A 19,518-nucleotide genomic window follows, 5' to 3' on the forward strand; every position below is an offset into this window, starting at 1 on the left:
GATGCAATGGGCCGCAATCGGCCGGCTCGAAGACATCCCGCGGCGCGGTGCGCGCTGCGTGAAGAATGGCGGTATGACGATCGCGGTCTTCCGCACCGCCGACGACCGCGTTTTTGCACTGGAGGACAAATGCCCGCATCGGGGCGGCCCGCTCAGCCAGGGCATCGTGCATGATGGTTGCGTGACCTGCCCGCTGCACAATTGGGTGATCTCGTTAGAGAGTGGTCTCGCCCAGGGGGCTGACGAGGGGTCCACCGTTACGTTTCCTGTGCGCCTTGAGGGCGACCGTATCCTGCTCGGCATCGCGGCCGTCGCAGAGGAGGCGGCGTGAGCATGGAAGACGTGCAGCGGGGGGAGGGTGTGCGCACCACCTGCCCCTATTGCGGTGTCGGTTGCGGCGTGATCGCCAAACCGGAGGCCGACGGCACGGTCAAGATCAGCGGGGATCCGGACCACCCCGCCAATTTTGGGCGGCTCTGCTCGAAGGGTTCCGCCCTTGGAGAGACCATTGGGCTCGACGAGCGGCTGCTTTATCCGGAAATAGAGGGCCGCCGCGCCGGTTGGTACGAGGCGCTCGATCTTGTGGCGCAAAAATTTTCCGCGGCGATCACCGAGCACGGGCCGGACTCTGTTGCATTCTATGTCTCGGGCCAGCTTCTCACGGAGGACTACTACATCGCGAACAAGCTGATGAAGGGGTTCATCGGCTCCGCTAATATCGATACGAATTCGCGCCTCTGCATGGCCTCGTCGGTCGCCGGCTACCGCCGCGCCTTCGGCTCCGACACGGTGCCGGGCACGTATGAAGACCTGGAGCTTGCCGACCTTGTGGTGCTCGTCGGCTCCAATCTCGCCTGGTGCCACCCAGTGCTTTACCAGCGGCTCGCGGCGGCCAAGGAGCGGCGGCCGGAGATTAAGGTGGTCCTGATTGACCCGCGGCGCACCATGACGGCCGACATCGCTGACCTGCACCTGGCGATAGCCGCCGATGGCGACACCGTGCTCTTTGCCGGCCTACTGCGTCACCTCGCGGAAAACGGAGTCGTTGCGAGGGACTACGTCGAAAACCACACAAACGGATTCAACAAAGCGCTCGCGGCGGCCCAGCCTTTCACGCCGCAAAGGGTGGCGGCGGAGACCGGCCTCACGCCCCAGGAGGTCGAGGCTTTCTACGAACTCTTCGCCCGGCATCCGCGCACCGTCACGATCTACAGCCAGGGCGTGAACCAATCGGCTGTTGGAACCGACAAGGTGAACGCCATCATCAACTGCCATCTGGCGACCGGGCGCATCGGCCGGCCGGGCATGGGGCCATTCTCCGTCACCGGCCAGCCCAATGCCATGGGCGGTCGCGAGGTGGGCGGGCTCGCCAACATGCTGGCCGCCCATATGGACATCGAAAACTCCTGGCATCGTGAGCTGGTGCAGCGCTTCTGGCGCGCGCCGCGCATGGCGGAGAAGCCTGGGCTCAAGGCGGTGGATATGTTTCGCGCCGTGGCAGACGGACGCATCAAGGCGCTCTGGATCATGGCGACCAACCCGGCCGACAGCATGCCCGATGCCGATGCGGTGGTGGAGGCGCTGAAGGCCTGCCCCTTCGTCGTCGTTTCCGATATTTCCAGCGCCACCGACACGATCCGCCATGCGCATGTGAAGCTGCCGTCCGCGGGCTGGGGCGAGAAGGACGGCACGGTGACCAATTCTGAGCGCCGTATCTCCCGCCAAAGGCCGTTCCTGCCCTCGCCCGGCGAGGCCCGACCCGATTGGTGGCAAATCCTCGAGGTCGCCCGGCGCATGGGCTTTGCCGAGGCTTTTCCCTATTCGAGTGCGGCCGAGATTTTCCGCGAACACGCGGCGCTGTCGGCCTATGAGAACGATGGCGCGCGGGATTTTGACATTGGAGCGTATGCGGGGATTGGGGCGCGGGAGTATGGGGAATTGAGCCCCTTTCAGTGGCCTGCGCCTACCGGCAGGCAGGAAGAGGGTGCCCTGCGCTTCTTCGCCGATGGCGGCTTCTACACGCCCGACCGCCGCGCGCGCTTTGTTGCCGTTGCCGCACGACAGCGTAGCGTGACCGATGCGGAGTACCCGCTGGTACTCAACACTGGCCGGGTGCGCGATCACTGGCACACGATGACGCGGACGGGCAAAAGCGCCCGGCTCTCCGCGCATCTGGCGGAGCCCTTTGCGGAAATCCACCCCGAGGACGCCGCCCGCCACGGCATCGGCGAAGCGGAGCTGATGCGGGTGGAAAGCCGGCAGGGGGCCGCCGTCGTGCGCGCGCTGATCTCGCCAAGGCAGCGCCGGGGCTCGGTCTTCGTGCCCATGCACTGGACGGATCAGTTCGCCTCCAAGGGACGCGTCGCCGCGCTGATCGAGCCGGTCACCGACCCGTTCTCCGGGCAACCCGCCTCGAAGAACGTCGCTGTCCGCATAAAACCCTTTCAAGCTTCCTTCTACGGTTTTGCGGTCTCGACCGCCCGTCCGGCGCCGGACGGGCTGGACTATTGGGCGCTGGCGCGGTCGGAGGACGGCTGGCGTGCCGAGATGGCGCATGCCGTGCCTCCGGAAAGCGCCGAGACGCTCTTTCGCCGCCTCCTGCGTCTTCCCGGCAGCGTGGAGATCATCGCCTATCATGATGACCGTAAGGGCGACCACCGCCTCGCCACATTTGCGGGGGAGCGGCTCGTCGGCGCCCTCTACCTTTCGCCGGGCCCGGTCGCCGTCTCGCGCAGCTTCGCTTCCGCCCAGCTGGGGCAGGTCCATCGGGACGCTCGCGCGCGCTACCGCGTTGTCGCAGGCAGGGCAGGCGCGGACCGGCCTGATCCGGGCGCCATCGTCTGCTCCTGCTTCGGCGTGGGAATCAACCAGATCACCGCCGCCGCAAGGTCAGGCTGCGGCAGCGTCGAGGCTGTCGGCAGGGTGCTCTATGCAGGCACGAATTGCGGCTCCTGCCGCGCCGAGATCCGCGCGATCGTGGAGGCGAATGGGGTGATGGCGGCGGAATAGTTGGTGGTGATTAGTGGATGGCGTACCGGTCGGTACCGCACTTCACGGCCATTTACCACCCGCTCAAATCAGCGCCATCCCCTTCATGCTGGCATGGCCGTTCTTGCCGATGATGATGTGGTCATGCACGGTGATGCCGAGGGGCTGGGCCGTCGTGATGATCGTCTTCGTCATCTCGATATCGGCGCGTGACGGTGTCGGGACGCCTGAAGGGTGATTGTGCAGACCGCTTCGCATTCTAGCCAAAATATTGATCTTATGTAGGAAAATCTCATCTCGATGGGGTCTTGGGGGATGTTACTGGGAGCCGTTTCAAATGAGCGGTCGGACGGTCACGCTTCGTCACTGGAGATCACGGTAAGTCGCCTTGTCGCACTGCACATGATCATATTCTTCCGATCCCATGCCTCAAGCGCCTCGACGGGGTAAAGCACCGCTTTGCCGATCTTTACAAAGTCGGGCCCAACCCGCATTGCACGCCAATTCCGCAATGTACCAACGCTGATCTGGCCGCGATATCGATCCGACACCTCTTCAGCGGTTAGGAACTTGGGTGACTCCACCGATACCTCCCTGTGGTCTAGGTGTATCGGTAGGTAAGCTTAATCACACTCGGCCAGAAGATTGTGGCAGCGGCAGTCGCGCAAAGACGGGAATTTGGCGGCAAATTCGCAGAGGCGGCTATGGACGTCTCATAGAGCGTGTCTTGTATAAGTAGGACCTGTTGAGCCGACCCGGACCTGTCCAGAACACGTGTACTGAGCTGTGGAAGCGGGTAGGTGTGTGTGGCGACGTCTTCCAGATCCTGCCGGAGTTCGACAAGTTGCTTTGATCCGCCGCGCCGCTGCTGACGCTCTATGACCGTGTGACTTGTTGCTGCGCACCCCGTTCGCGGTCGAAAGACCCGCCGCGCCGCATGGCCCGCCCCGATGTTCGAATGGTTCCTCGTTCAGGTCGACGAATTCGGCTTCCTTTAGCAGCTAGACTAATCGCTATTTTTTGATCGTTCCAACGCCTAGCACGTCTCGCTGCACGCCGAAGTGATTAGGGGAAAATTCGCTCACCGGCCTTGCGCCGAGAGTGATTATCGATTATCGATAAAAAGTGGCAGCGGAACTTACCTTGTGCACCCGCCCGTTGCCACGATGGGTGGAGGGGCCTCGAGTGGCAAGCTGTCGTTCCTCGACACTCGTGATGCTTAAAACTCGCAACCAGGACGCTGGTGAGAATAGATCGAATGTCTAAAGTCGCTCCAAATACCCCGACTTACATCCGTATATCGGACCTGATTAGGAAGGATATATTCGCGGGTGCCTTCGTGGCGGGGCAAAGACTTAAGGTGCTCGAACTCGCCAACCGGTATGCAACGAGCCAGATGCCCATCAGAGAGGCGTTGCACATCCTTCAGGGCGAAGGCTTGGTACAGGTTCTGCCTAATAGAGGCGCAGTGGTCCAAGCCATCGACGAGAAGTTCCTCTCCGATCACTATGACATGCTCAAGGCTCTCGAGATGTTGCTAGTCCGGCAGGCGGCGGAAGCGGTCACGCCGGAGGCCATCCCGCTGCTTAGAGGGGAGGCTGACCGGTTTCGAAAGGCTGCGGATAAGGGCGAGACTGCGCCATGTCTGCAGGCCGACAAGCGGTTTCACCGCGCGATCAATCGGTTTAGCAAAAACGACCTCGCGCTCAGCTTCGTTGAGCGGCAGAGCAAGGTTCCGGACGCCCAGCGGCTGCGCGTTGGCTACAGTGGCGACCGTCTGCAGCAAGCGGCCGCCGAGCACGATCAGCTCGTCCAGGCGCTTTCCCGGAATGACGGCGAAGAAGCGACGCGGATTATGGACGCTCATTTGACCGGTGCGAAGCATGACCTTTTCGAAAGGCTCGCTGAAACGCACGATGTGCGCTTCGGAGGTTCGGCACGACGGCGGCAGACTAGTTGAGCAATCGGGGCAATATGGTCAGGGAGGAAACAATGGTGCCGCCGTCGCTTCTATTCCCAGAGCTTTATAACTGTGTCGGATCGAGTGGCTTGTTTAAGAGAATGAAGCCGTTTGCTGACGCTATCCCACTCGACAGCCCTGAAAACATTCTCACGCAGTTCAGGGATGACCCGCCGCGCACTGACGATCAATTGCGGGCCTTCGTGGGGCGCTGGTTTGAGATACCTTCGGATGCATTGCCTCAAGTGAATGAACAAGAACTCCTCCCTCTGCGGGCTCACATCGAGACGCGTTGGGACCAGGCCACAACCGACGCACGAAATGCGGCCGCCAACTCCTCGCTCATCCCTGTTCCCGGAAGGTTTATCACCTCCGGCGGCATGTGGCGCGAGCAATATTACTGGAACACCTATTTCCTGATGATCGGGCTCGGGGCCCAGCGCATCGCGCTTCAAAGCGAGATGGCGGAAAACATCGCTCACCTCATCGATCGTTTCGGCTACGCGCCAAACGGGAACCGCACCTATTACCTCAGCCGGTCCCAGCCGCCGCTTTTCTACAAAATGGCCGGACTGCTTGCGCCAGAGGACGAGACAGAGGCCTTCGTCAAGTACCTGCCGCAGCTCAGGAAAGAACATACCTACTGGATGTGCGGGGAAGGAGCATTGAGACCCGGAGAAGCGTATCGGCATGCGGTCATGATGCCAGATGGCAGCATCCTAAACCGCTACTGGGATGATCGTGATACCCCAAGGGACGAGGCCTATTTTCGAGACCTCTCGATTGCTGCCGCCTCCGCGCGTCCCGAGCGGGAACTTTTCCGCGACATTCGTGCAGGGGCTGAGAGCGGCTGGGACTTTAGCTCGCGCTGGTTTGCCGACGGTATGACAATGGCAAGCATTGCCACCACCTCGATCATCCCGACTGATCTCAACGCCTTCCTGTATGGTCTTGAGAGAGCAATCCAGCAGGGATGCGAACGCACTGGAGATCGTAAGGGTGGCGCCGAGTTCGAGGAGCGTGCCGATTTGCGCCGCGCCGCGATGAATGCCTGGCTCTGGAACGAGGCGCTAGGGTTGTTCGATGACTACGACTGGATGGTCAACCAAAAGCGTAACGCAGTGACCGCTGCCGCCTTTGCGCCCCTATTTGCCAGGCTCGCCACACCCGAGCAAGCAACTCGCACGGCTCACCGCGTTCGAGCCAGCCTTTTGGTCACAGGCGGACTAACCAGCACAGACCGGTCGACCGGCGAACAATGGGACGCGCCTTACGGATTTGCAGCCATGCAGTGGATCGGCGTAGTCGGCCTGCGCGAATATGGGATTGAGGCTCTCGCTAAGGAGATTGCGCGGCGGTGGCTGCATACCGTCGCCGGCGTATATCTGGAAACGGGGCGGCTCTTCGAAAAATACGACCTTGTCGCCGCGCGGGCCGGAGGGGGTGGTGGTTACCCGGTTCAGAGCGGACAAGGGTGGACAGCGAGCGTCACTGCCGCGCTGATGGATTTGTATCCCGAGTACTCGCGCCTGGGCGACGTTGCGCCCGCCCCTGCCATACTACCTCCCGCCTGAGCTCGGCGCGTGGGTAAAGTTATCTAAATCAGAGTGGGAGGAAGAAAATGTGCTCAATATCCCGACGCGTGCTTTCCGGAACGACCCGGCTTGCGAGACCCGCGGCCGTGGCGGTGACGCTGGCGGCCGCGGCTACCGCCGTTGCTAGTGAGCCAATCGTCATTTCGTGCGGAGCGTGCCAGGAAAGCCCCAGCGACCCCTTCTTGCAATACAACTACGAGGCCACTCAACGGTTCAACACCGCCCATGAGAGGCGGTATCACGTTCAGGTCAGGCAGAATCAATATGCTAATTCCGGCGGTCCTGAACGACTTCAATATTATCAGCGCCTGGCCGTGGCCGACGACCTTCCCGACGTCTTCCTGCTTAACGCTTCCGAGATCAAGGAACTCCGGCAGACTGGCAAGCTGCGCGATCTGACTCAGGACCTAGCAACTGACATATCCTGGCGGGACTCGTTTGCGAAAGACGTGTTTTCCGCACTTTCGGACGACAATGGCCGTATTTGGGCAATCCCCCAGCAGCGCGATGCGATCGGCATTTACTATAATCGTGATATGCTGGCCTCGGCTGGCTACTCTGACTTTCCCGAGACATGGGAGGATTTTGAGGCTGCCGCAGAAAAACTCAAGGCGGCCGGCCATATAGCCATCGCGCTGGATGGGGCATGGTCAACGCTCCTGATGTGGTCCAACCTCATCGGCACTCATCCCGAAGCGAACGGTTTCCTTCAGGAGGGGATAAGATACGCCGATGACTACCCATTAAATCCGGCGGTCGTGACGGCCACCGAGACGCTCAAGCGCTGGCACAACGCTGGGTATGTGAACGCTGACGCGTTCTCGGGCGATTTCCAGAATGCGGCTGCTGCTTATCTGAGTGGCGAGGCCGCGATGGTAGCGAACGGTCCTTGGATGGTGAACACGCAGCTAAGGACCAACGCCGCCATCGAGGGGTTGTATGAGAGGACCGGCTATGCGCCGTCGCCGGGCTGGGAGCCGGGCGCCCGGGGGGCCATCGTTGTCACTGGAGCGGGCTGGTCGAGTGGCCATACCGCAAATGATGAGACAGCCGAGGCGGTGCTGGCATTCCTCAAGTTCCTGTCGTCGCCGGAAGAGCAGTTGGAACAAGCCCGTCTAACTGGCGCGCGTCCAGCAGTGAAGATCGAGCCCGAAGCTATCGTGGCGAGTAACCTCGAGCCCCTCGGCTCGACGCTCGCCGAGCAAGCAGACTCGCTCGCCTTCACCTATCCGCATTGGCGGGTCCATGCGCCCGGCCTTTTCCTGGAGGCCTGGAGAAATCTCTGGCCGGCATACGTTCGAGGGGAACTGAACTCTGAGACCTTCCTCCAGCGTCTTGCCAACGACGCTGGTGCTAAGCCCCGAGGCTAACAATGAGTTCCTCTATGGCGACCGTCCGTTGCCCTTGGCGTTTGAAATGGCGGCGGGCGCGAGTCGGGAGAGATACGGCAATGATCCGGTCGGGTATGCGGCTTCCAATTGCCCTCTCCCTCGCTCCCGGCGTGGCCTTGTTTGCGACCTTTTTCGTCGTGCCTTTCGCCTTGTTAGTCACTTCCTCTTTCTCCGAATGGAGCGGCCTAGAGTTCAGATTCACGGGACTAGAGAATTTCCAGCGCATGCTGGCCGACTTCGTGTTTTGGAGGGCCGCCGGCAACACAGTCTTCTACAGTGCGGTCGGCGTTTTCGTACAGGTGCCGCTCGGCTGCCTGATCGGGATAATCCTGGCCCAGAAGATTCGCGGCTGGAAGGTGTTCCGGGCGATCATCTTCGTCCCTTGGGTTATTTCGGGCGCGGCTTTCGCGCTCGTGTTTTCAATGTTCTACAACCCTCGCTTTGGCCTACTTAACGACATTCTGGCTCTGTTCGGCTTTGCTAGCCGGCATGACTGGCTGTTTGATACATCGACCGCACGCTTTGCAATTGCTGGCACCTTCGCCTTCGTCCTCGGCTTCACCATGATTGTGGTCATGGCTGAGATCGCCAGTATCCCTAAGGAACTTTACGAAGCTGCGGAATGCGATGGCGCCCAAGGGTGGCGGCTGCACCGCTACATCACTCTTCCGTTGCTCCGTAATGCCATCGGCACCTGCGTGCTCATCCGATTACTGTCGGACATTGGGTTATTCGACATTGTCTACATCCTCACCCTCGGCGGGCCGAACGATTCAACCGTTACCTTGGCGCTGTACGGCTATCGCGCTTATCTGAGCGGCGAATGGGGCTTTGCGAGCGCAATAGGATCTACGATCCTGCTGATCGGGCTGGTTCTCATCCTCTCGGTTAGCCGTCTATTCCGACTCGGAGAGAGAGCTCAATGAATCTCCCTTCTTTCCGACAGTCTCTATCTACCCTTGCCATCTACAGTACGCTCGCGCTTGCGGCACTTGTCGCGCTCGGCCCTACCGCATGGGTGATGCTGTCTTCCTTCAAGACTGCGCGTCAAATCTTCTCCGGTTCGGGACTCCTGCCGTCTCCATTTACGTTGCAGGGGTACGTCGATGCCTTTGCGCAGGTACGCCTGCACGAGTATCTGCTCAACACATTGGTCTACGCGGCCGGTGGCACGCTGGGTGCGCTGACAGTCGCCACCCTGGCTGCCTACCCGCTTGCGCGATACCGTTTTGCCGGCCGCAATACGCTAGTTGCGCTTATCAGCCTGGCGCTCGCACTACCCGTGGTGGGCCTTGCGGTACCAGAGTTTTTCATCATGCGCGCGCTCGGACTGTTCGATACAAAATGGGGATTGATTATCTTCTACAGCGCGCAACTGTTCCCCTTGTCTTTCGTCATTCTACGCTCATTCCTACTCAGTCTCCCGACTGATCTGGAAGAGGCAGCGCTGATCGACGGCGCCGGGTATTTCCGTATCGTGCTCCAGATTATCGTGCCGTTATGCCGCCCCGCGCTGGCGACCGCCGCCGTGGTGGCCTTTGTGATTATCTGGAATGACTTCTTCTTCGCCAACCTCCTTACCACCTCGCAGGAAAACCAGAACGCTCAAATCGCGCTCGCCGGATTCAGATCGCAGTTCCGGTTCAACGTCACCGGCGCACTGGCTGGGGCGACACTTGTCATGTTGGTGCCCATCGTCGTGTTTCTGGCGCTTCAGCGTCAGGTGATCGCAGGGCTGACCGCTGGATCAACGAAATGATGTCGCAGTGGTCGGAGATAGCGCACGGTTCGATGGAATCGGCTCCGAAAGGAGACCGGCGTATGCCGGAAATCTCGATTGCGGTAGAAGACGCTGGAGACTACGACGTGATCGTGGTTGGCGGGGGGCTGAGCGGGGTGTGCGCGGCCGTTGCCGCCGCCAGGACGGGAGCCCGCACCCTCCTTTGTGAAGCGCTACCTTTCGTTGGTGGCAATGGCACGACCGGGCTGCCCATCAGCGGTCTATGCGCCCGCAATTCGGATAAGATAGTTGTCGGCGGGCTTGTTATTGAGATTATCGAATTGCTTCTAAAACGTGGCGGCGTTGGAGCGGATTTCAAGCTGAAAGAGTGGATTCCGGTTGATGCCGAGCAGCTTCAATTAGCTTTAGGTGAACTTCTGCATACTGCGGGCGTCACACTGCTCACCTATTCCCCTTTGCTGGCGGTTGGGCGGGAGCAATCTCGCATTCGCGATCTCTCCTTCTACAACAAGGATGGTCGCGCCTTGCGCTATCGGGCAGCGGCGTTCGTTGATAGCAGCGGCGATGCGCAACTGGCTCGCTTAGCCGGACTGACCACACCAATGGGCCGCCAGCGCGATGGGCAGACACAAACCATGTCGCTGGTCTTCTCCGTTGGAGGCGTGGACGAGGCTCGTGCCGAGTCCAAGAGCGCACTGGCGGAGGCGTGGAACACGCTCCAGGCATCCGGAGCAACGCGCAACAAGCGGCGAGACCCGGCGGTGAACGAAGTCTTCGGCCGCCCGGGATGGCGTTCATTCATCGCCACGAGGGTGCATGTGAAGAAGGGCACGGACAACAGGCTACTCGCCGACGCCGAACTCGAGGGTCGAAGGCAAATCGAGGAATTCATTTGCACATTTCTCCGGAGCAGAGCCGGCTACGAGAACTGCTTCCTGGCGCAGATCAGTAGTCACGTTGGCGTGCGTGAGACCAGGCGAGTGTCGGGCTTATACGAGATCACGACCGCCGATTTGGTCTCGGGGCGCAAGTTCGACGATGCGGTTGCCTGTAGTGCAAGTTCCATCGAGATTCACCTGCCCGACAGCGGCTTGCCCCATTGGCAGCACCTCCAGGATGGGGACTACTACACTATCCCCTACAGGGCGCTGGTTGCGCGTGAGGTGGACAATCTCTTTGCGAGTGGACGCTGCATCAGCGCAACCCACGAAGCGCTAGCCGCCCTAAGGGTGCTTAGCCCAGCAATGGCGACCGGCCAGGCCGCAGGCACCGCAGCGGCCCAGTCGGCGCTTAATGGCGTAGCAGCGGACCGGCTCGACGTCGTTCAGCTACGAGAGACATTGAGAGCCGCTGGCGCAATCGTCGAGTGAAGGTCCGACGACCTTGGGGAGGGGTTAGATGACGGAAGTAACGTTCGGTAACATCAAGAAGTCCTACGGCAGCCAAGAAGTGCTTCACGGCTTAGACCTGGCGATCAGAACGGGGGAATTCGTAGTTTTTGTTGGACCCTCTGGTTGCGGAAAATCGACCCTGTTGCGGATGATAGCAGGACTTGAGGATATCACTTCGGGCACATTGGCATTTAACGGAAGCGTGGTGAACACGCTTCCCCCTGTGGAACGCGGCATTGCCATGGTCTTCCAATCCTATGCCCTTTACCCGCACATGACTGTGTTTGACAACATGGCCTTCGGTCTCAGACTGGCCGGTACAACGCGAGCGGAGATTGAGCGCAGGGTGCGGGAGACCGCAGAGATTCTGCAGATCGGCGAGTATCTCGACCGCCTACCCCGGCACCTTTCTGGCGGTCAGCGTCAGCGCGTTGCGATCGGACGCGCAATCGTGCGCGATCCAAGGGTATTTCTCTTTGATGAGCCATTGTCGAACCTCGATGCCGCACTCAGGGTTGGGACGCGCACGGAGATCGCCAAGCTGCACGAGCGCATGCCTCAGGTCACGATGATCTATGTAACCCACGACCAGGTGGAGGCCATGACCCTTGCCGACCGGATTGTGGTTCTAAATCAGGGACGCATTGAGCAGGTTGGGACGCCAATGCAACTCTATTGCGACCCGGAAAGCCTGTTCGTCGCTCGGTTCATAGGATCACCATCGATGAACATCCTCTCCGGTACAGTCGAAGGTGAAGGATGGATCAGACTGATAGGCGGCAAAACTATCTCGTTGGGCGGACAGGCTATCAACCTATCTGCGGGTACTGCCGTCAGCGTCGGCGTGCGTCCCGAAGACCTCGAGATCGTTCCGCCAAGCGACGGCATGTTCGACGGCACCGTGTCCCTTGTCGAGCAGCTTGGCGAGTACCAGCTACTATATGTCGGGTCAGAGGCGCTGATCGCCAAGGTGGACGGCACCGTCCAGATTAGAAAGGGCGAGGCAGTCAGTCTCGCCGCTCGGGCCGATCGTCTTCACGTGTTCGCCGCTGATGGGACTTCGCTTCGCAGGCGGAGCGGCGGGCATACCGGAAGCGGCCGGCTGGTATAACTCACAACCGATTTAGCAAGTCGCTGCTCGGAAGGATTAGCGAAATGGCTCCCGGGGCCACGGGTAGGTTGGCCGAAATGCTTCTGGTACGCAAGCAGATGTGTGACGAACAGGACTGCCTCTGAGGATCGTCCCACTGAAGTCGGCGCTACGCTTTCGGGGAGCCTCGAGATGAGCCCGAGCAATCGTCAAATCCGGAAATCTAGACATAGTGGGCGAAAATGGCGGCATCGTCTGGAGGAAGTCTTCGACTTCGTTAGCACCATTACGAGCTGCCGAACAGAAGGAGAGGTAGCACGGAGTTTTCTTCATTCCCTGCGGAGCTATGGGGTCACAAATCTTCTGGCGGGCATGATTCCTCGAAGTGGTTCCTCCAATCAGGAGCAGCTCGCCCACGTACTGTTGGATGTATGGCCGCCGCAATGGTTACTCCACTATTTTTCACGAGGATATCTATTTAGAGATCCAACCATTCGCCTCGTTCAGTGGAGCAATCGCCCATTCTTCTGGCGCGAAGTAGGAGAGCTATGTTCCGTATGTCCGGTTGGCCATCGAATCATGAACGAGGCAAGGGAGTTCGATCTCTGGGAAGGACTTACGTTCTCATTTCCAACGTTGAATGACCGTGCCTTTGGCGTATCGATAGCGTCGAGGCGGCTTGATATTCCACCAGAGCGCGTGCTTGCGCTGCAGTTTTTAAGTGCCTGTGCGCTGGGCAGATCGTTGGCACTAGTAAACGAGCACCTAGCGTCAGATGACGTTCTTCTCTCGCACCGCCAACGAGAAGCTATTTCCTGGGCCTCCGATGGGCTTACAGTGGGCGAAATCGCAGAGCGCATGGATGTTAGCCGTCATACCGCCGACATGCATCTTCGGCTGGCGCGCGACAAATTGGGCGTGAAAAGCAATATACACGCGGTGGCCGAAGCACTAAGGCGTGGATTGATCTCCTAGCATTACGCAATCGCGGTATTCTCCTTTCGTTACTCAAGCAGCACTCTGCGGCCTCAGCAATGGGGTCGATTAGATGCTGCACATTGTTACGAAAGAAAACTTCGTCGCTTATGGTGGTCTGATGGACCAGGCTTATAGATTGCGCCATTCAGTATTTGTTGAAGAAAAAGACTGGAGCGACCTGCGAACCGAGGACGGTAGGGAGAGAGATCGCTTCGATACCGACCTAGCGGTCCACATGCTTTATGTCTGGGAAAGTCGCGTCATCGGCTACCAGCGGATGCTTCCGTCCTTGCGACCTCACATCCTTTCCGACGTGCTTCCCCAACTATGCGATGGCGAGCTCCCGTCAGGTCCGCACATTTGGGAGTGGACGCGCTATTGCGTCGAACCCGCCCATCGCGAGCGCGGGCGCATTTTAAGCCCCGTCGCAAACGTGCTGCTCTCGGGTATCGTGGAATGGGGGCTTGCGACCGGCGTGACCACCATCATTATTGAAATGAATCCCCTTTGGTTGCTGCGCCTGGTGCAACTGCATTTCAAGGTCACGCCACTCGGCATCCCGCAGGTGATCGGCGGCGAGGAGACGATCGCCGTCACGGCCGAGTTCGACGAGAGGACGCTGGAGCGGCTGCGCGAGGTGCGACCAATAGGTGCGGGTGTGCCGGAAGGCTCAGTCTTCGCAAACTGGCCAGCTGGCGACCCGACATTGTGAGCTCGTAGCTGTAGGCGGTCCTTTTCCGGATGTGAGATCGCGCCGGATGCGCTGGTCAGTTCAGCTCGCGACGCTTCACTATGCGATCGTCGTTGCGGAGGAAGGGAGTTTCCTCCGCGCTTCCCAGCGGTTGGCGATTGACAACACCGCCCTCAGCAGGCGCATCCGTGACCTGGAATATGCAATCGGCGTAACACTCTTTCATCGTCACGAGCGGGGCGTGCGGCCGACAATGGCGGGCGCACGAATTCTCGAGCGACTGCGTCGAATCCTTTGCGATCTCGATACGGCGCTCGCTGCGCCGACGAGAGGAGCACAAGAAGTCCAGCAACACTTGTCTGTTGGTGTTCAGAGAACTTTGCTCCACGGTAGGATCCTCGATCTCTTCGTTGGATACGCCCGTCGGCTGCAGGATGTCAGACTCATCCTGCACGAAGGTCCTGCAAGCGAACTCACAACCGCGTTGGCTGAGAAGACGCTCGACATCGCGGTGGTGCCGACCACACGATTCTGGGCGGGTGAGTACGAGCTGCCGCTGTGGCGTGACGAATTGGCTGTCATCCTTCCTCAGAGCCATGTGCTCGCCGCTCAACCAAACGTCGCGTGGCGCGAACTGGAAGGCGAGAAAGTACTTGCGTGCCAGGGAGAGGAGTTCTTGCATGTTGACCTCGCCGGGAGCAGCGGCATATTTCCCACGGTGGTGGAGCACCAGGTTGGCATGGCTCCCTTGCTTCGCCTCGTACGTGACGGGTTAGGCGTCACACTGCTGCAGGCCGGCGATGCGCTGGATGTTCCAGAAGGGACCGTTTGCCGAAAGCTGCGCGTCCAAGGCAAACCGGTGCGGATTTCCACTGTGGCGCGCTGGCGCCACGACAATACGAACCCGGCTCTCGCGAATTTCGTGGGTTTTATTCGAACGGTAGGAGCTATGAAGGCGGCAGGTTCCGCTTCGCCTTCATGAACGCCCGATCCGTGGCCATGAAGCGCGCGAGCATGGGGCCGATTAGCTTGACCGGGTCGGGCTTTGCTGCAGTGCCGGTCGCCTTTGCCAAAACCTCCGCATAGACAAGGAGATCGCGATGGACGGGGGCGGGCAGCTCGATCGTGAGCTTGACCGGGCGTTCGTCCAGGATGGCGGAAAGCTTGAGCTTCGTCATGATGGATCCCTCGCCGCGCCGGAGGGCGCTAGTACCAAGTCGCGATTGACGATGACCCGAACCGGGAAACCCGGTCGGATGGTGAGGGTCGGCTGCACATCGAGTTGGCGGCGTACAACCTGGTCACCGAGATCAGAAACGGTGTTTTGCGTGCTTTCCCGGATCGCCGCAGCAATCTCGCTCTCGTCGTTGGAGCCCAATTCTGTTCCGATGCCGAGCAATGTCGAGAGCGCGGCTGCACGGAAGAGCTGGCCCCAGTGATAATCCACCTTGTCTTCGAGCCCGGAATGCCCCTGTGGGTCCGTGCCTTGCAGGCGCTCCAGCACGATCGAGCGCCCGTCGGGCATGATGAGCCTCGTCCAGACAAGGAGCACACGCGACTGGCCGAAGGCGATTTGGCTGTCATACTGGCCGACAAGGCGCGAGCCTTGGGGGATGAGGAGATGCGAGCCTGTGGGTGTGTCGTAGACGTGCTCGGTCACCTGTGCGGTGACCTGGCCGGGGAGATCTGAGCGGATGCCGGTGATCAGCGCGGCGGAAATGATCGAGCCGGCCTGGATGATGTAGGGGGAGATAGGTTCTGACAGGCGGTCGGGACTGACGATCCGGCGGTCGGGCTCGGCATTAACGAAGGCGAGTTGGCGGTCTTGTTCGCTCGTCGATGGAGCCGGATCGAGGATGAGCTCGGAGGCGCGGACATTCTCTCCAGAAGATGAGGCAGAAGGCCGCTGCGGTTGCTCTTGGGCATCGATATCGGCGAAGAGCTTTGCTAGGCGAGCCGCCTCGATCTCGGCCAGCCTCCGCTGTTCGTCCGGGTCCGCTTGCGGTGTTTGGATTGCGGGCGGTGCAACAGGAACGCCGTGCTCCTGGGCACGGCGGATCGGGCGGCCGAGATCGCCGGGCAGGGCAGGGCCGAGCTGGGGAATGCCGGCATAGTCCTTCGGCAGCGTCTGCAACCCTTCCGCGGTCTGCCGGTTCTCGGTCGTAAAGAGCTCCTGAGGCTCGTCCCGCTCGCGTCGACTGCTGTCGAGCGCCCAAATGAGCGCGGCGCAGATCGCGAGCCCGACGACGCCGCCGACCCCGACCAGCACCTTGCGCGAAAGGCGCGTCACACGCGGCGCCTCCTGCCGCAAGCGGAACTCCGCACGTAGATCGGCGGGTCGGTTCTCGCTGTGGTCGCTCATCAGTCGCGCCCCATGGCAAAGAGGGGCACGCGCCGTGCCGCCGGCTGCCCGTCTGTGCGCACGATGCGGACGCGCTTCTCGCCATGCTTGTCGCCGAGCCGCAGCTCGGCGGCGGCGAAGAGGCGGTCGACAAGGTAGTAGTTCTGCCGGACGCGGTAGTTGACGAGCTCCGATCCACCGCGTGGGCCGATCACGAAGAGCGGCGGCATCTCCCCCTGGCCGATCCCGCTCGGGAACTCGATATAGACCTTCGAGCCGTCGTCGAAGGCGCGCAGGGGACTCCAGGGCACCGTGTCGCCTTCGATGCGGTAGCGGAAGTTCAGCCGCGAGATGTCGACTCCGGTGGCGACCGGCTGGGCTCCCACGGCGCGAGCGTTCTGATGGCGCAGCGCGATCAGGTCGTCATGGGGATAGCGCCACGAGACAGAGGCCATATAGGTCTTTTCGGTGGAGTGCATTTCCAGGTGATAGGTGCGGCGGTCGGTGTTGATGACGAGGTTCGTCTGCAGGTCGGGCCGCGTCGGCTTGACCAGAATGTGCACCTGCCGGCGGTCTCCTGTCGCGCTCTCCGTATCGCCGATGATCCAGCGCACGGTGTCTCCGGCCGCAACTGGGCCGGGGCCGACAAGCTGTTCGCCGGGTTCGAGCGCGATGTCGGTGACCTGGCCCGGGGCAGCATAGACCTGGTAGAGCGCACCCGGCGAGAAGGGATAGACCTGCACGGCGTTGATGAAGCCGTCGCGGATTGGCTCGATGCGGGCCGCCTGGTTCGCTTGGGTGATCCGCTCCCTGGGATCGGTGGGCTCGGAAGCCTTTCTGCCATTCTCGACCGGCTTCAACTGGCCCGGCAGCGGCAGAGGCTTCGGGGTCTCCACGATCCGCACCGGCGCCAGCGGATCGGTGGCGAGCACAGCCGGCGCGGCATCGTCATAGTCGATTTCCGGCGGGATGAACCTTTTATGGGCGCAGCCGGCCAGCGCTGTCGTGAACATCAAAATCCCCGCGATCAGCGGCAGTCTGGGTTTGGCTCTCGGACGCATCATGACAATTCCTTCGACCAGTGGATTGCGTGGACGTAGATGCCGAGCGGATTGGCTCGCAGCCGTTCGGCGTTTCGGGGCGGCTCGATTGCGATCGTCAGGATGGCGGTCCAGCGTTCCGAGCCGGCGAGCTGGCCGTTCTCGTAGCGGCGCTCGGCCCAGGCGACGCGAAACGAGTCCGGCGAGGCGCGAATGACGCTGGAGATTTCGACGGCTATCTGCTGACGGCCGACCTTGGCGAACGGGTCATTGGTGCGGGCGTAGTCATTGAGGGCGATGGCGCCGCGGTCGGTCGTGTATTCGTAAGCGCGCAGCCAGTTCTGTCGCACAATGATGGGATCGGCCGGAATGGAGCGCACCTGCTCGACGAAGCGGGCGAGATGCCAGGCGATCTGCGGGTCCGTCGGCCGATAGTCCGCGACTGCGGCTGCAACGGCCTGTGCCTCGCCGAACCTGTCCACCTGGACAACCCACGGAACGACCGTGCCGCGACTCGACTGCCAGACGAGCGCCGCAGCCAACCCACCGGCGAGCACCAACGAACCGAAGGCCATGAGCCGCCAGTTTCGGGCCTGGATACGGGCCGAGCCGATGCGCTCGTCCCAGGCTTGCGCCGCCTTCTGATAGGGCGTTTCAGGTTCTAGCGTTCTGCCGTAGCGGACGGTGGGCCGGCGGAAGAGGTTCATGGACGGTCATCCTGATTGAGAGGGACACTCATGGAACCGCCGCCGTGATCGCCGGAGCGGACGGCGTGTGCCGCGGCACTGGCGCCTTGACCAAGCGTGCGGTTGGACTTCAGGCGCTGCGCCCAGGCGGGCGGTGTGGCGAGTTCCGACACGGCGTCGGCGGTGTTGGAGCTCACGGCTGTGCCGCCACGGCCGATGCCATAGCTGGAGGCGAGGGCGCTGGCGGCATTGGAGGTGGCGCGACGCAGCGGCGAGGCGGCAGCCCTGGCCGCTGATGCTGCACCTGCAGCGATTGCGGCGGGGCGGGAGCTGCCCGCTGCCATGGCACTGTCATAGCCGCCCGATGCCGCGCCGGCGAGGTAGGCGCCGCCGCGCGCCGTTCCGGCGGCAAGCGTTCCCGCGGCGCCGGCGCCGGCACGTGCGCCGACATAGCTGGCAGCACCCAGGCCCGCCGCGGCGACGCCGGTGCCGACGGCCGCACCGGCGCCGAGTTGCGGCGCACCGGAGACGAGACCGGTGGCGATGCCAGGGCCAAAGATCGATAGCCCCATCAGCGACAGCGCGCCGAGCACGAGCGACAGCGCGTCGGTGATGGTCGGCTGCTCGCCGCCGAAGCCTTGGCGGAATTCGTCGAACAGGCCGGAACCGATGCCGACGATCACGGCAAGCACAAGGATCTTGACGCCTGAGGCGACGATGTTGCCGAGCACGCGTTCGGCGAGGAAGGCCGTCTTGTTGAAGAGGGCGAAGGGGATGAGCACGAAGCCGGCGAGCGTCGTCAGCTTGAACTCGATCAGCGTGACGAACACCTGGACAGCCAAAATGAAGAAGGCGACCAGCACGATCGCCCAGGCGATCATCAGCACGACGATCTGCACGAAGTTCTCGAAGAAGGAGATGTAGCCCATCAGCTCGCCGGCAGCTTCCAGGATCGGATTGCCGGCATCAATGCCGACCTGGGCGATGCGGCCCGGCTGCAGGAGCTCGGCGCCGGAAAGGGAGGAGCCGCCTGCCTTGAGACCCAGCCCGGAGAAGCTTTCGAAGACGATGTCCGCCAGCGCGTTGAAGTTGCCGATGACGAAGGCGAAGAAGCCGATATAGAGCGTCTTCCTGACGAGCCGCTGCAGCACGTCCTCGTCCGCGCCCCACGCCCAGAGCAGACCGGCGAGCGTGATGTCGATGACGATGAGGATGGAGGTGAGGAACGCGACCTCGCCGCCGAGCAGGCCGAAGCCTGAATCGATGTAGGAGGTGAAGGTGTCGAGGAAGCGGTCGATGACGCCGACATCGTTCATGGCGACACCGCCTTCGCTGCCGGCGAACCGGCTCGTTCCGCCTCGTTTGCCTCGGCCGAGGGATTTTTCTCTCCCTTGAAGAAACGGCGGCGGTTTTCTGGCCAGGCCTTGCTGCAGAGTTCGTCACCCACGGCGGCAAGCCCGCGGTCGCGGCAGCGCTGCAGCTCTGCGCGGAAGGGGTCGCCGCCCGGCCGATGCGAGCGTTGGGAGGAGACGCTCGGCGTTCCATCGCCGCGCAGGGCCATGAGGGCGACGATCATGGCTGCTCCGAGGGCGAGAACGGCGATGAACCGGGCGGCGATCTGCATTT

Annotated in this window: 20 protein-coding genes; 12 read left to right on the forward strand and 8 right to left on the reverse strand. The window is 61.5% G+C overall.

Annotated elements, in window-relative coordinates; all coding sequences use genetic code 11:
- Position 1 precedes the first annotated feature (1 nt).
- Together nirD and RIN79_RS17090 are read left to right on the forward strand one after the other, a co-directional pair.
- Entirely contained in the window at positions 2 to 331 is a 330-nt protein-coding gene (nirD, locus tag RIN79_RS17085) for a nitrite reductase small subunit NirD (RefSeq protein ID WP_309085917.1), read from the forward strand.
- A 2-nt stretch (positions 332 to 333) separates the two neighbouring features.
- Entirely contained in the window at positions 334 to 3,009 is a 2,676-nt protein-coding gene (locus RIN79_RS17090) for a molybdopterin-dependent oxidoreductase (protein WP_309085918.1), read from the forward strand.
- A 63-nt stretch (positions 3,010 to 3,072) separates the two neighbouring features.
- On the opposite strand, the gene RIN79_RS17095 is transcribed toward RIN79_RS17090, so the two are convergent.
- Together RIN79_RS17095 and RIN79_RS17100 are read right to left on the reverse strand one after the other, a co-directional pair.
- Positions 3,073 to 3,279, reverse strand: a complete 207-nt coding sequence (locus RIN79_RS17095; protein WP_309085919.1) for a JAB domain-containing protein — start codon at positions 3,277 to 3,279, stop codon at positions 3,073 to 3,075.
- Between the two features lie 62 nt (positions 3,280 to 3,341).
- Entirely contained in the window at positions 3,342 to 3,572 is a 231-nt protein-coding gene (locus RIN79_RS17100) for a helix-turn-helix domain-containing protein (RefSeq protein ID WP_309085884.1), read from the reverse strand.
- A 674-nt stretch (positions 3,573 to 4,246) separates the two neighbouring features.
- Between RIN79_RS17100 and RIN79_RS17105 the strand changes: the two genes are divergently transcribed.
- From RIN79_RS17105 to RIN79_RS17150, 10 genes are all read left to right on the forward strand, one after another.
- Positions 4,247 to 4,948, forward strand: a complete 702-nt coding sequence (locus RIN79_RS17105) for a GntR family transcriptional regulator (protein ID WP_309085885.1) — start codon at positions 4,247 to 4,249, stop codon at positions 4,946 to 4,948.
- A gap of 32 nt (positions 4,949 to 4,980) precedes the next feature.
- Positions 4,981 to 6,522 carry an alpha,alpha-trehalase TreF gene (gene treF / locus RIN79_RS17110; protein ID WP_309085886.1) on the forward strand — a complete coding sequence of 514 codons (1,542 nt, stop codon included), beginning with the start codon at positions 4,981 to 4,983 and terminating at the stop codon, positions 6,520 to 6,522.
- Positions 6,523 to 6,629: 107 nt separating this feature from the next.
- Positions 6,630 to 7,913, forward strand: coding sequence for an extracellular solute-binding protein (locus tag RIN79_RS17115; protein ID WP_309085887.1), 1,284 nt, complete (start codon positions 6,630 to 6,632; stop codon positions 7,911 to 7,913).
- Between the two features lie 80 nt (positions 7,914 to 7,993).
- Positions 7,994 to 8,860 (forward strand): sugar ABC transporter permease, encoded by an 867-nt coding sequence (locus RIN79_RS17120; protein ID WP_309085888.1) that lies wholly within the window; start codon positions 7,994 to 7,996, stop codon positions 8,858 to 8,860.
- The gene (locus RIN79_RS17125) at positions 8,857 to 9,693 is read left to right on the forward strand and encodes a carbohydrate ABC transporter permease (RefSeq protein ID WP_309085889.1); all 837 of its coding nucleotides are present in this window, start codon (positions 8,857 to 8,859) and stop codon (positions 9,691 to 9,693) included. Before RIN79_RS17120 ends, RIN79_RS17125 begins: the two co-directional genes overlap by 4 nt.
- A 62-nt stretch (positions 9,694 to 9,755) precedes the next feature.
- Positions 9,756 to 11,045, forward strand: coding sequence for an FAD-dependent oxidoreductase (locus tag RIN79_RS17130; RefSeq protein ID WP_309085890.1), 1,290 nt, complete (start codon positions 9,756 to 9,758; stop codon positions 11,043 to 11,045).
- Positions 11,046 to 11,073: 28 nt separating this feature from the next.
- Positions 11,074 to 12,177, forward strand: a complete 1,104-nt coding sequence (locus RIN79_RS17135; RefSeq protein ID WP_309085891.1) for a sn-glycerol-3-phosphate ABC transporter ATP-binding protein UgpC — start codon at positions 11,074 to 11,076, stop codon at positions 12,175 to 12,177.
- A gap of 171 nt (positions 12,178 to 12,348) precedes the next feature.
- Positions 12,349 to 13,131: an autoinducer binding domain-containing protein gene (locus RIN79_RS17140; protein ID WP_309085892.1), complete on the forward strand. Its 783-nt coding sequence runs from the start codon at positions 12,349 to 12,351 to the stop codon at positions 13,129 to 13,131.
- Positions 13,132 to 13,204: 73 nt separating this feature from the next.
- The gene (locus tag RIN79_RS17145) at positions 13,205 to 13,846 is read left to right on the forward strand and encodes an acyl-homoserine-lactone synthase (protein ID WP_309085893.1); all 642 of its coding nucleotides are present in this window, start codon (positions 13,205 to 13,207) and stop codon (positions 13,844 to 13,846) included.
- A 46-nt stretch (positions 13,847 to 13,892) separates the two neighbouring features.
- Positions 13,893 to 14,807, forward strand: a complete 915-nt coding sequence (locus RIN79_RS17150; RefSeq protein ID WP_309085894.1) for a LysR family transcriptional regulator — start codon at positions 13,893 to 13,895, stop codon at positions 14,805 to 14,807.
- Here the strand turns inward: RIN79_RS17150 and RIN79_RS17155 are convergent.
- The 6 genes from RIN79_RS17155 to trbK-alt are packed head-to-tail and all read right to left on the reverse strand — an operon-like array spanning position 14,773 to position 19,516.
- The gene (locus RIN79_RS17155) at positions 14,773 to 15,003 is read right to left on the reverse strand and encodes a DUF2274 domain-containing protein (protein ID WP_309085895.1); all 231 of its coding nucleotides are present in this window, start codon (positions 15,001 to 15,003) and stop codon (positions 14,773 to 14,775) included. The genes RIN79_RS17150 and RIN79_RS17155 overlap by 35 nt on opposite strands.
- Positions 15,000 to 16,187, reverse strand: a complete 1,188-nt coding sequence (locus RIN79_RS17160) for a TrbI/VirB10 family protein (RefSeq protein WP_309085896.1) — start codon at positions 16,185 to 16,187, stop codon at positions 15,000 to 15,002. Before RIN79_RS17160 ends, RIN79_RS17155 begins: the two co-directional genes overlap by 4 nt.
- A complete protein-coding gene (trbG, locus tag RIN79_RS17165; protein ID WP_375165960.1) occupies positions 16,187 to 17,227 on the reverse strand; it encodes a P-type conjugative transfer protein TrbG in 1,041 nt (346 codons plus the stop codon). Before trbG ends, RIN79_RS17160 begins: the two co-directional genes overlap by 1 nt.
- Positions 17,227 to 17,913 (reverse strand): conjugal transfer protein TrbF, encoded by a 687-nt coding sequence (gene trbF, locus RIN79_RS17170; protein ID WP_309085898.1) that lies wholly within the window; start codon positions 17,911 to 17,913, stop codon positions 17,227 to 17,229. Before trbF ends, trbG begins: the two co-directional genes overlap by 1 nt.
- Positions 17,910 to 19,208 (reverse strand): P-type conjugative transfer protein TrbL, encoded by a 1,299-nt coding sequence (trbL, locus tag RIN79_RS17175; protein WP_309085899.1) that lies wholly within the window; start codon positions 19,206 to 19,208, stop codon positions 17,910 to 17,912. The genes trbF and trbL overlap by 4 nt, the downstream gene beginning before the upstream one ends.
- A complete protein-coding gene (gene trbK-alt / locus RIN79_RS17180; protein ID WP_309085900.1) occupies positions 19,205 to 19,516 on the reverse strand; it encodes a putative entry exclusion protein TrbK-alt in 312 nt (103 codons plus the stop codon). The genes trbL and trbK-alt overlap by 4 nt, the downstream gene beginning before the upstream one ends.
- Positions 19,517 to 19,518: the final 2 nt, after the last annotated feature.

It is taken from the genome of Chelativorans sp., from assembly GCF_031180965.1.
Classification (GTDB): Bacteria; Pseudomonadota; Alphaproteobacteria; order Rhizobiales; family Rhizobiaceae; genus Chelativorans.